The organism is Lysinibacillus odysseyi 34hs-1 = NBRC 100172, from assembly GCF_001591965.1.
GTDB classification, from domain to species: domain Bacteria; phylum Bacillota; class Bacilli; order Bacillales_A; family Planococcaceae; genus Lysinibacillus_B; species Lysinibacillus_B odysseyi.
Window position 1 is genome coordinate 260138 of record NZ_BCVX01000005.1, and the last position, 12477, is coordinate 272614.

12 protein-coding genes are annotated in these 12477 nt (G+C 43.2%); 3 read left to right on the top strand and 9 right to left on the bottom strand.

Going from position 1 to position 12477, the window contains the following annotated elements:
• Positions 1-111 precede the first annotated feature (111 nt).
• From BOD01S_RS10560 to BOD01S_RS10575, 4 genes are read right to left on the bottom strand one after another with little or no spacing between them, the layout of a single operon-like run.
• The gene (locus BOD01S_RS10560; RefSeq protein WP_052124827.1) at positions 112-1317 is read right to left on the bottom strand and encodes a type II secretion system F family protein; all 1206 of its coding nucleotides are present in this window, start codon (positions 1315-1317) and stop codon (positions 112-114) included.
• Positions 1317-2363: a type IV pilus twitching motility protein PilT gene (locus tag BOD01S_RS10565; RefSeq protein WP_036154204.1), complete on the bottom strand. Its 1047-nt coding sequence runs from the start codon at positions 2361-2363 to the stop codon at positions 1317-1319. Before BOD01S_RS10565 ends, BOD01S_RS10560 begins: the two co-directional genes overlap by 1 nt.
• A gap of 11 nt (positions 2364-2374) precedes the next feature.
• Complete coding sequence (locus tag BOD01S_RS10570) at positions 2375-4039, bottom strand: GspE/PulE family protein (RefSeq protein WP_036154202.1); 1665 nt, start codon at positions 4037-4039, stop codon at positions 2375-2377.
• A 16-nt stretch (positions 4040-4055) separates the two neighbouring features.
• Positions 4056-5435: a VanW family protein gene (locus BOD01S_RS10575; RefSeq protein ID WP_052124826.1), complete on the bottom strand. Its 1380-nt coding sequence runs from the start codon at positions 5433-5435 to the stop codon at positions 4056-4058.
• A gap of 362 nt (positions 5436-5797) precedes the next feature.
• On the opposite strand from BOD01S_RS10575, the gene BOD01S_RS10580 reads away from it, so the two are divergent.
• The 3 genes from BOD01S_RS10580 to BOD01S_RS10590 are packed head-to-tail and all read left to right on the top strand — an operon-like array spanning position 5798 to position 8647.
• A complete protein-coding gene (locus BOD01S_RS10580) occupies positions 5798-6262 on the top strand; it encodes a PulJ/GspJ family protein (RefSeq protein WP_036154198.1) in 465 nt (154 codons plus the stop codon).
• Positions 6255-6836: a pilus assembly FimT family protein gene (locus tag BOD01S_RS10585; RefSeq protein WP_036154196.1), complete on the top strand. Its 582-nt coding sequence runs from the start codon at positions 6255-6257 to the stop codon at positions 6834-6836. Before BOD01S_RS10580 ends, BOD01S_RS10585 begins: the two co-directional genes overlap by 8 nt.
• Positions 6837-6859: 23 nt before the next feature.
• Positions 6860-8647: a hypothetical protein gene (locus BOD01S_RS10590; RefSeq protein ID WP_036154195.1), complete on the top strand. Its 1788-nt coding sequence runs from the start codon at positions 6860-6862 to the stop codon at positions 8645-8647.
• Between the two features lie 125 nt (positions 8648-8772).
• Here the strand turns inward: BOD01S_RS10590 and BOD01S_RS10595 are convergent, their stop codons facing one another.
• From BOD01S_RS10595 to BOD01S_RS10615, 5 genes are all read right to left on the bottom strand, one after another.
• On the bottom strand, positions 8773-9525 hold the full coding sequence (locus BOD01S_RS10595) for a prepilin peptidase (protein WP_036154193.1): 753 nt from the start codon (positions 9523-9525) through the stop codon (positions 8773-8775).
• A gap of 11 nt (positions 9526-9536) precedes the next feature.
• Positions 9537-10250 (bottom strand): hypothetical protein, encoded by a 714-nt coding sequence (locus BOD01S_RS10600; RefSeq protein WP_036154191.1) that lies wholly within the window; start codon positions 10248-10250, stop codon positions 9537-9539.
• Complete coding sequence (locus tag BOD01S_RS10605) at positions 10250-10846, bottom strand: PilN domain-containing protein (RefSeq protein ID WP_233153124.1); 597 nt, start codon at positions 10844-10846, stop codon at positions 10250-10252. The genes BOD01S_RS10600 and BOD01S_RS10605 overlap by 1 nt, the downstream gene beginning before the upstream one ends.
• Positions 10843-11838: a type IV pilus biogenesis protein PilM gene (pilM, locus tag BOD01S_RS10610; protein WP_036154188.1), complete on the bottom strand. Its 996-nt coding sequence runs from the start codon at positions 11836-11838 to the stop codon at positions 10843-10845. Before pilM ends, BOD01S_RS10605 begins: the two co-directional genes overlap by 4 nt.
• A 107-nt stretch (positions 11839-11945) precedes the next feature.
• Complete coding sequence (locus BOD01S_RS10615) at positions 11946-12401, bottom strand: prepilin-type N-terminal cleavage/methylation domain-containing protein (protein WP_036154186.1); 456 nt, start codon at positions 12399-12401, stop codon at positions 11946-11948.
• Positions 12402-12477 lie beyond the last annotated feature (76 nt).

Here is a 12477-nt window from a genome sequence, read left to right on the forward strand (position 1 = left end):
TATTTATTTTGTACGGACGCCAAGTTCTTTGATGCCTCCTTACAAAACGCCCGATTGGCACCCCTTTACATTACAATCAGCATTCAAACAAACTAGACAGCATTGTGATTTTTACATCTGTTCATAAAGACTGAACATCGGAAGCATAATGGCAGCAACGATAAAGCCTACGATGACGGCTAACAACAAAATCATCATCGGTTCAATGAGTGATTTCAGCGTATCCACCGCCCGATCGACTTCTTCTTCATAGAAGTCGGCAATTTTCTCGAGCATATAATCAAGAGACCCTGTCGATTCTCCGATCTGCGTCATGCTTGTAACTAATGGCGGGAACAGCCAGCTTTTTTGCAGCGGCTCGGTCAAGGTGCTCCCCTTTTCAAGGCTTTCTCTTGCTTCAATCATCACTTTACTGATAATCGGGTTGCCGCTGACCCGCTCGGAAATCGTAATTGCCTGTAAAATCGGCACGGCACTGCTGAATAAGGAAGACAGCGTACGTGTCAGCCTGGAAATAGCCGTTTTCTGCAGCAATGGACCAAATATCGGCACACGGAGCAGAAAATAATGAACTAGATAATGAAATCGTTTATTATTCCTGTAAAGCGAATTGAAGCCTATTACCGCTCCAATGATAATCAGAAGCAGCAGCCACCAAAAGCGCAAAAGCCAATCACTGATTTTTACCGTAATGACAGTAATAAGCGGCAGTTCTGCCCCCATCTCATCAAACGTTTGGACAAAGGTCGGCACAATATAAATCAATAGAAAGAAGACGACACCAACTGTGATCAGCAGCAATACCGCCGGATAGGTCAGTGTGGACTGTACCTTCTTTTTAACCCGGAACTGCTTTTCAAATGTATTGGCAAGGCGTTCGAGCGTCTCGTCGATATTGCCGGTCGCCTCCCCGGAACGCATCATATTAATAAATAAATCCGGAAACACTTTTGGGTGTTTGGCAATAGCCTGGGAGAAAGCAATCCCCTTTCTTACGTCTCCTTCCACCTCTTCAAGCGCCTTTTTCAGCGGCTTGCTTGTAGATTGGCGGGCAAGGATATTCGTTGCCTCTACAATCGAAATACCGGCACGAATAAGTGTCGCAAACTGGCGGCAGTAAATAACAAAATCCTGATTTTTGACAGGCCGCTCGATATTCAGGTCTTTATGCCATATATTTTTTGATGCTTCAACTTCGCGTGGATTGATTCCCTGTTCACGCAGCTGGTCAATCGCGACATTTCTGTTGGCAGCTTGAATAATCCCTTTCTTTAATGCACCACTTTTCGAGCGTCCCCTATATTTATAAACGGTCATTAGTATTCACCTACATTCAAATACGGCCGCGCTTCCTCAAGTGAAATCTGGCCCTCGGAAATTAATCGCTGGATGCTGGAATCAAGCGTATGCATGCCGAGCGCCCGGCTTGTCTGCATGACACTCGGAATTTGGTATACCTTTTCATTCCGAATGAGATTTGTCACTGCCGGCACGCCGACAAGTATTTCCGTCGCTGCGACCCGTCCGTTCCCGTCTTTTTTTGTAAAGAGACGCTGCGAGATAATTCCCTGCAGAACATTTGCCAGCTGAATTCGGATCTGCCCCTGCTGATGAGGCGGGAATACATCGATAATGCGGTCGATCGTTGTTGGTGCACTCGATGTATGAAGTGTTGCAAATACTAAATGCCCCGTTTCCGCCGCAGTAATTGCTGTTGAAATCGTCTCCAGATCCCGCATTTCTCCAACAAGAATAATATCAGGGTCCTGCCGGAGAGATGCCCGCAGGCCATTCGCAAAGCTTGCCGTATCTGTTCCCACTTCGCGCTGATTAATGATCGATTTCTTATGGTGATGTACATATTCGATCGGATCTTCGAGCGTAATAATATGCTTTGCTTTATTTTCATTAATATAGTTGATCATCGCTGCGAGTGTCGTTGATTTTCCGGAACCGGTCGGACCTGTCACTAAAATAAGCCCCTGCGGTTTCTCGGCCAGCTCATAAAGTATCTGTGGCATATTGAGTGACTCAATCGTCGGAATATTGCTCGATATAAGCCGGGCGGCAATCGCACCTGCATTCCGCTGATGGTAGGCATTTACACGGAAACGGCAGTAGCCCTCCAGTGTATAGTCAAAATCTGTCTCACCTTTCTCATCGAACTCTTCTATTTTCGGCTGCGGCAAAATGTCACGGACCATTTTATTTACCATATCCGGGGTAACGGGTGTCTCGCCGTATTGCATAAGCCTTCCATTAACACGGTATACAGGCGGCACGCCGACCGTAACATGCAGATCGGATGCCTTTTGTTCATAGGCACGTAATAATAACTCTCTGATTTCCAGGCTGTTCGTCATTTCATCACTTCCTATTCCGCCATTGCTACACGCAGTACTTCCTCGGTTGTTGTAATGCCGCTCAAAACTTTTAAAAGCCCGTCTTGCAGCAATGTGTTGTAGCCTTTTTTCTTCATATAGTCACGGAACGCATTGCCGCTGACTTGGGAAAAGATCAGTTCTTTTAACTCTCGGTCAACAGGCAGGATTTCATGGATCGCTATACGCCCTCGGTAGCCGGTGTTATTACAGGCAGCACACCCCCGTCCTCTATGAACCGTTTCAACGGACAGCCCATTTTCTCCAAAAATCTCTTTTTCCCGTTCTGTCGCTGTTACCTCTGTTGAGCAGTCCCGGCAGATTTTCCGTACGAGACGCTGTGCCATCGCCCCTACTAACGATGAGGAAATAAGAAATGGTTCAATGCCCATATCCTTCAGACGTGAAATAGACTCGACTGCATTATTCGTATGCAATGTACTGAGCACAAGGTGGCCTGTCAGAGATGCACGTATCGCAATCTGCGCTGTCTCCAAATCCCGGATTTCCCCGATCATGACAATGTCCGGGTCCTGACGCAGGATCGAGCGAAGTCCTGCTGCGAATGTCAGACCAACTTCCTCTTTCACCTGGATTTGATTAATGCCAGTCATTTGGTATTCGACAGGGTCTTCAATCGTAATAATATTAATCCCTTCCTTATTCAACTCAGATAAAGCAGTATAAAGGGTAGAGGATTTCCCCGAACCAGTTGGTCCTGTAATGAGAAAAATTCCGTTTGGACGGTTAATGATGCGGCTGAAGCGCTCTGCATTCTCAGGTGAAAAACCGATTTGCCCGATATCATTCGGTGCGTTGCCTAAGTCCAAAATACGCATAACGATTTTTTCACCATACACTGTCGGAAGTGTTGATAACCGGATGTCGATCTGGCGAAAATTCACCGTAATCTTCATACGGCCATCCTGTGGAATCCGGCTTTCCGTGATATTTAAATTCCCCATAATTTTCACACGGGCGGTCATCATATTTTGCATATGCTTCGGCAAAGAACGCTCCGTACGCAGCACGCCGTCTACACGGTAACGCACTCTGAATTCCGTTTCCTGTGGGTCAAAGTGAATATCTGATGCCCGCTGCGCTATGCCGTTTGCGATAATTTGGTTCACAAGGCGGACAATCGGCGAATCCTCATCCCTGATTTCCTGCTGGGCATCCGGCAGGTTGGCCTGCATATCCGATAATGCCGCTTCCATCGATTCCTGCAAATCGTAATACTTTGTAATCGTCCGGTACAGATCGTCTTTTGCCGCAATTGTCGGTTCAATTTGGTACCCTGTTGCCATCCGCACTTCTTCGATTGCAAAGTAGTCCATCGGGTCAGCCATGGCGATGAACAGCTTGTTTTTCTCTCGGCGGATCGGGATAAGCTGTGCCCGTTTTGCCAGTTCAGCCGGTATAAGCTGCAAAAGCTCCGGATCAATCGGAATTTGATTCAGTGAAACATGGGGAATGCCCAGTTGTACTTCTAGAACCTCAATGAGCTGCTGCTCTGTCAAAATATTCTCCTTAATCAGGAAATCCCCTAATTTCTCATTCCGACTTTTATTTTCAAGTGCATATGTTAACTGCGCTTCGGTTATAACGCCTGCCTCTAACAGCAAGTCACCTATCCGCTTACGATTTGCCGCTCTCATGCCTGGTCTCCCCTTTCTACGGTGTAATCAAGTTGCCGCCTTTATCGTAGTAGCTGCCTGGGGGCAATATTGGATTTCCATCTTCATCTATCTTTACTTCTTTATCTTGATTCTTTTTTGGATTTTCATCTTTATTGTTATTCTCTGTACCTTCTTCCTCTTGTTTTACAGGTACGTTTTTCTCATCATCCTTTGACTCCACATCCGCTAATCCGTCACCATCCAGATCCATCTGCAGATCCGGATCGCTCTCGGCAGGCTGCTGTGTCTGCAATTGGCGTGCTGACTCCAATAACACACGATTTACCGGTGGATAATAATCCCGGCTGACGAGCTCCTCGACTCCGTCTATTGCCCGGTATACCGAAACACGCAGACCTTGTTTACCTTTTTGGACTTCCTTTACTTGTCCAACTGCCAATTCGTTTGAATAACGGATAATTGTCCGTGGTTTGATTTCTTCATCGCGCACCACCCTTGTCGCCACAGGTTCTTCCTGCTGCGTTGTATACATTTCCACTTTTAATTGCTGTGCTTCCACTGAAAGCTTCAGCTTAATAGGTGTTGCTAGGCGGTTAATGAATTTCAGGTCCTTGTCCCCGCTGCTAGTAACCGCTGCCTCGATTCCCGGCTCAAGATACACCGGTATTTCATGCTGCGAGTGGCGCTCTACAATTTCCGAGTTGATCTGCAGAGCAGTTTGATAAATAACAGAAGCGATAAATTGAAGTGCTTCTGTATTTCCAATCTCATTGTTTTCCCCGAGTGCCTGAATGAAGGAAAATGTTTCCCCCGGCCCAATCACCCGGTCATTCAATATAGCAGCAATATCATATGTACCGAAAGCCGTTTCAGGAATTTCTTCTATCGCAAGAGCTATCCGATTTGCTTCTAAAATGGATGTATCTCCTGCGACTGCTTCGACTTCCCCTGTTTTTAGATAAGCAGCATGATGTAGAATCTTTGCGTACGTTTCTTCTGTATCCCATCCTGCTATTGTAGCGAGTTCCTCTTTCACACTTTCATTCAGTACTATCTCAAGAGGCAGGTGGAATATTTTTTCATCTTTCCAAAAGGCGTACCACTTTTGCTTTGCCTTAGATTCATAGAGAGAAATAGTACCATCAATATCAAATTGAATATTGATTTTATCAATGTTCAGCGAGCTGTCATTCCCCGAAACAATCATTGGCTTATTCAGCCATTGGTCAATCGCTTTAGTAAGCGTCTTTTTTAATTCATCCCTTTCTAACCCGTCAACTTCTATACCGGCAATGGTCGAACCGGTATTTTCCTGATCAGCATACGCATTTTCAGTCGGAATATTAGTCAGCGGCGAAATGATATACATGAGCAGACCTGCAATAAAAGCGAATAAAATCAGTTTTGTTTTCATTCTCATATCCTCCTCTATCTTTGTTCATTGTCTATTAGTTTCATCAAGGCGAATATAATAGGCTCCTCAGGCGGAACGTGCAGCTAGTACACATGTTTAAGGAAAGTGCGATGCAATACAGTAAAACCGAATATTCTGACTATTAAAAACAACAAACGCTTTTATGTATGTTTTAAATATTTTTTAAAAGGTATTTTTTAAATGAACTGTAATAGAAATCCATCATAAATATGTAACAAAAAGCAAGAATATAGATTTACATAAAGAGGAAAAATTGTTCGCGAAATATATTACTAAATTAAACTATCTTGTTATCATATAGACTTTATTTGACATTTTTAAACAAGGAGTTGAGCTTTTCATTGAAAATAATAAAAAACGAGAATGGGATTAGTTTAATAGAACTAGTCGCTTCAATAGCTATAGTCTCCATTGTACTTATAAGCTTTGCACAACTTTTTATTCAGGCAAATAAAGCCTCAGTCCATAATAATGAGAAACTTGTCACGATCAATTTGGCGGATGCAGCCCTTGCAAAACTGCAATCGGAAACTTTTACAAAAAAACCTGCCATTACTAATATGAACGATTACTTTATCGATACCACTGAAAAGGATCCCATTAAAAAGAGGCCTCCTTTAGCGATAGCGATGAATGAGAAGACATATATGGTTTCCTATAAGGCCTCACAAAGTGACGTTTCACCATCCAGCGGAAAGATACGTTACTCGGAAAAAAGCCTTAATTTAATCAAGGTAGTCGTCACCGTTACTGCGCCTGATGGGAAAATCAAAGGCTCTTCGGAAGGATATGTTTCCCTTGAATAAACACCTAAAAAATGAAAAAGGTTTAACGTTGATTGAGCTTTTGGCAAGTATTGTCCTGTTATCGATTCTCTCTATTTTCGTTTTTTCGCTCATTACAAAAACGATCGAGCATAACCGGATAATCCAGCAGGAAACGATGGTAAGGGATGAGGCAGATATTATTGTAAGCAAATTCATTAAAGCGCTTTATTCAACAAAGCAGACTCACATTATTCGGAACGTGACAAATGGAAAAGGTGATAGCTATATCGAAGTGACAAACGACTTGCGGAAATGTCAAAAGAATGAGGAAGGTGTATTGGTGACAGCAGCGGCATGCAATGCTACTTTACAACCGATTGGCTTCAAAACTAGCAACAATGTGACGAAGCTTTATATTTTGGATGAGGTTTATGCCATTGCCCATACGGATATCAAAATTTTGCCTAGCTCTTATATAGAAGGAAATCCAGATAGCACAAATTTATATAAAGTGACTGTTGCATTGCAAAGTACCTATAGAAGAGGGAACAAGGAAATTTCAAAACAACAAACGTTCATTAATGAAATCCAGCCTATTCTCACTTCAAAATGAGTCTATTGGAGGGGGGTGAAAACTTGAGAAAATATTTACAAAATGACGACGGATATTCTTTATTAATAGCAATAGGCACCATCCTCATCTTTACCATTCTCGGATTAAGTTTGATTACCTTGACGACAAACGGCATTTTAAAGAACAATACCCGGGAAGATATCGTACAAGCTACTGACCTGGCGGATAAAGGCATTGAATTTATGGTCGACAGCCTGCAAGCCGAGCTTGGAAACTATGTCCTTTCAGGAAATATCGGAAAGGCGCAGTTCCAGGCAAAATTAAATGAAACTATTACATCGGGTGAGTTGAGCTGTACGGGGGGAGGCATCAAAATTCCGGGAGACACAGGAAATACAACGGTATGTATAGATGTAAAGAACATTCAAAATGTCTACACTGAAAAAGATGACGGAACAAAAATACTGCAGGAGCTAAAAAAACAAGTCCCTATTATCAGCACAGGTTTAGTAGATGGAAAAGAAAGAGTAACGACAGCAAAAGTTATCATTGGTACAGATGCTATTCCCGATCAATTGCGTTATGCCCTTTCCACCAATAACGGCGGAAACTTATATTTACATGGCGGCGTAGAAATCCAAGGCGATATTAAAACAGATAATGATTTAATCATTTCAAGCAATGCCACTTGGTTCAGCGGCAGTACCGCTATATGGCAGCCCAGTGTGAGGGCTAAATTAACAGCCAGCCCAGGCAGTGTGACGCCAAAAGTCATTTTCAGCAAAGAAAATAGAGCCGTGTATGATTTGAATAAATTCCAGGATTATAACAACCATATTAACGGGACGAACCTTAGCAAAGCCGGGTATTATACAAAGTTTGATACGGCGACCGCTGCCGGACAGACGGCAATATCCAATCTATTCTTCAACAGCCCTGCGATAAGCGTCATCACAAAAAGCTCTGTTCCACAGGATACGGTGGAAATTACTACAAAGATTTTGGATAGATACAATGCAAGTTCCAACAAGGCGAATTATACGAATAACTTAGAGATCACTACTACAAACCATCCAACGAGAAGTTACGGAAAAAAGGATGCAGTATTTGTAAGCAGTACAGCCACTGAAAAAGTACAAGAAACCTATACTTATTATGAAAATGTTTGTATTAAGCAAGAAGATAAATGGATTCTTTGGCCGATTTGGAAGGAAAAAGTTTGTGTGGAATGGGAACAGCAGGAACGGACAGGAACAAGGCTGGTAGATCGTAATACCTTTAAATTCGGCAGTATGACAATCAATGGAGGCACCAAAACCGATAGAAAAGACATTACATTAAAAGGCACATATTATGTTTATGGCGATTTAACAATCACCAATGTCAATTTGAAGGCTGATGCTATTCTTTATGTACAAGGCAAAGTCGATATTTCAGAAAGCACGATTCAAGGTGTGGATGAAAATAGTACAATGATTGTTTTTGCAAACGGCAATATCGATATGTACAATTTATCGGTGAACAGCAACCAAGCCAATGCTTCGAAAATTAAAGGATTTTTCTATACGAAGCAGGATATGCTCATGTATGGGGTTGGTTCAAACATCAATTTAACAGGCGGCATCTCAGCACGGCGGTTGATTTTAACGGCAGTGCGCGGAGACACAGCAAACGGCTACCTTTCCGCAACCCAGCAAGCCCAATTGCTAAATGGTACCGCAAAACAATATTCCCGGCTGAAAATAATATACGATGAAGATTTAATCACCACCTACACGGAATTCACGCGTGACGAAGAAGAAGAATATATTAAATCTGTCAATGAGCCGGAAATGGTGGACCGGTATTAGATAGGAACCTCTGCGATTTTCCGATAGAGCAGACATTTATCAGTATAACCTTACAAATTTTAAAACCCTTGGCTATCCATAATTGGAATGACCAAGGGTTTTAACCGATATAATGAGCTTCTCTTTTAAAATAGCTGCCAGTACCATTCAATCAAGTCCGCCCCATAAAAATAGGTGATGACAGCCCCGAGCGCAATCGATGGCCCGAACGGAATCGGCGTCTTTCTTCCCTGTCCGCGCACCTTTAGAATAATCATTCCCGTAACCATCCCGATAAGTGAAGCTAAGAAAAGCGTTAAAAGTGTATTGACGGTGCCTAGGACAAGCCCGAGCACAAAAAATAGCTTGATGTCGCCGCCGCCCATACCGCCTTTCGAAATAACGGCAATGAGCAGTAATATGCCAAATCCCACCACTGCTCCTAGCAGGCTATCCCACCACGGATCAAGCGGCGAAACAATCCGCGCGATGACTATAAGCGGCAGGAAAAATAAAAGAATCTTATTTGGGATCAGCATGTACGCCATGTCTGAAACGTTAATGATTACGAGAAGCGATATAAACAAAAGGGCCACGGCCAGCTCTGCTGTAAAACCAAACGTTAAATAGCTTCCTACAAATAAAGCAGCGGTCGCAATTTCCGTTATACAGTAAATCGGCGATACCTTTGCCCCACACCCTCTGCACTTTCCTCCCTGCATTACATATGAAAGAACCGGGATTAATTCAAAAGCCTTCAGTCTGCGGTCACAACTCGTGCAGTGGGAAGGCGGATTCACGATTGATTCTCCCTTTGGCACCCGCAGCCCGACGACATTATAAAATGACCCGAGCACAAGACCGAATAACGCAATAAAGATACTATAAACAATTTCCATCTTATGACCTCTTATTCAAAATAGAACGTCGTCACCTGGATGCTCGCTGACGTAATCGTGGAACCCTCTTCTGTCAGCATATCTTCCTCACCCGGCAGCGAGTATTCGATTGTATCAATATGCATGACCCGTTCCATCTGTTCGATTTCTCTGATAAACTGCTGCAGCTCCTCATCATCCGGTGATTCAATATCTATTTGAAATGTAATTAATTTTAAATTTGCAGGCAGTGCTTCAACCGACATTGTCGATATAGGAACCTCTTCTTGCTTGTCTGTTTCCTTAGCAGCCGATTCATCGACAGTACCGCCGGCCGATGCCTCTCCTGAAGTTTCCTCTGTTTCGCTTGCTGCATTCGGATCGGCAAGCCCTGATGCAGAAACAAGATCATCGTAATTATTAAAACTGATGCCTACAATACGGGAATTCGATACATACTCAATCTCCTCAAATGATAGAAGGAGCTGGTCAATCTCACGGCTTGCCGGCAACTTTTTACGGATGGCAAATTCATTATGGACGCTGCTGTTGCCGCCCTCCTCTATAAGGGCTAGCTGTTCCTTCATTGTGGAGATGTCGCTATGTAAAGTATTGACCTCATTCTGCTTCGCCTCCGCTTCGTCCTGTTTCGGCAGTACGACATAATAATATAGCGCAAACAATATTGCCAAAACAAGCGCTGTCACTAAAAGCGGCCCTGAGTATTTACTGCTGGAAAGCTGCATTATAATTCACCCCCGGCAACCAATTGCGCGTTACTGATAGCGAGTGTTACCTCTACCGTATAACGAGGTACCTCGCTGAACCGTACTTCGTCATTTCGCTCTTCCCCTTCAGCACCAAGCTCGAATTCTTCAATTGTTCCTACCTGCACATCCAGGAAGTACGGACTGCCCTCAAGCCGGCTAATATAAGTCGATACGGCATTCAATGTTTCAAAATCGACAGAGAACGTCACCGCCGATTCCCCAAAGGAGTAATCACGCAAGTATGTATTCTCCGGCAATAAATTTTTCGTTTCATCAATGAGCGGCGTCACTGGATAAGAAATATGCTCAATAAACGCAAGTGACTCCTCTACAGAGCCTTGTGCTGCCCCCTGTAAAGTAGATAACTCTGACTGCAGGGCATCTCGTTCGCTTTGAAGTGCCTGTTCCTCTTTTGTTAAATTTGTCACGTCTGCCTTCGCCGTAAAATACAGCCATGACATAACCGCAAGCATGATGATGACAAGTATTCCAAGCAAGATGAAAAACAGCTTGGATTGGCCGTCTTCCTGTTCGGAATTCGGCATCAGGTTAATATCAGGAATCATACTCATACAGTCTCCCCCTTTAACGCAAGGCCGATGAGAGACGCATGCTTCGCCTGAAAGCCTGGATATTTCTTGCCAATAAGGACATCATTTACTTCGATAATCGGGTTGTCAAAATTCTGCGCCAAAAACTCCGTAATATTGGAAAGCAGCGGATTGTCCCCTAAAATAATAATCTCATCCACTGATTTTTCACCTTTATGTAGAGAAAATTTAAAGAAATTCATCATTCGGTCGAGCTCCAGCACTTGGTCCGTTACAATCATCAGGTAATCCTGGAGATTGCCTTTATATGTAAACGAAATATCATATTCATTCTCTCCGTCATGTTCCGTCTGCCATTTCTCTAAATCCGTTTCGATCGCCTGATAACGAAGAAACTCTACATGCCCCTCCGAATAGATACAAATAGATAATTCATTAATTGACCAATCCGCGATCAAATATGTTTTGTGATCATTGATCAAGTCAAGTGATGCCAAAAGACGTAAATTCGCCAGCGCGCGGATATCCGCAACCTGAGGTGATAAATGGTTATCAAGTAATATGCCCATTAACTTCCGCACTTCTTCCGGAGGCGCCGCAAATAATACGGCTTTCCCATCTTCCGGATTCGGATCATACACATCAACAAGCGGCTCCTGAAACGGCAGATGAATGGAATGCCCAACCTCCAGCTGAACATAGCCACGCAAATCCTTTATGTCCGTCAAATCATCCGGATGCTCGATTGTCTTCAATAAAACGGACGTATCCGGCACAAAAAAGCGCACATGCTGCCGCTTCCCGCCCCACTGCGCCACATTTGCCTTCACAATCTCAAACAGGCTCATCTCATCCATTATCGCCGCATCCTGCAAAACTCCCTGCGCTAGCGGGATATCAAAACACTCTGCCTGCGTTAGATCCGGCCCCTTCGCCACAAGTGCCCGCAGTACATAATCATTCAGCTCAATACTGACATGGGATTTCTTTCTTGGTGTTAATAATTTCAGCATAGTCGGGCCTCCTGTTCTTTCGTGTTAGTCTGCTAGAATATAGTGTTAATCACTCAATGGAACCTCCAACCTGCTAGGGGTTGGGGGTTCGATGAATTACTAACTTTTTAAGTCGCTGGGGTTGATGCACTGTAACTACCTTTATCGAGTGCATTTTTTATTACAGATTCTTTAATTAAAGTTAAGGATTGCATACCGTTGAATTTACCACCACTACTAATTTTAGACATCTCACCATATGTTATAACCCATTCTGTTCCATCATAGTAAGTAGTAAATGTCCCTTTGACACCCTCAATATATTTTCCTATATCAGTAGTTGTATTTGTACAAGGTTTAGTAGAACCCTCTCCACATACTCCATCTATTTTTGCTAATTTAGCTCCAGCTATTACGTTTGTAGCCTCCGATAATATTGCTTTATCTCGTGAGTTGTTAATAATGTTTCCAATCGCAGGAATAGCAATTGCTGCGACAATCGCCAAGATTACGATTACAGCTAAAAGCTCAATAAGTGTTAAACCTTTTTCATTTTTAATACGTTTTTTCATTTGTTGAAACATATGAAAATACCTCCTCTTTTTGATTCTTTGTTTTTTTGTTGTGTACGGACGTCAAAATTGCTTTGATGCCTCCTTA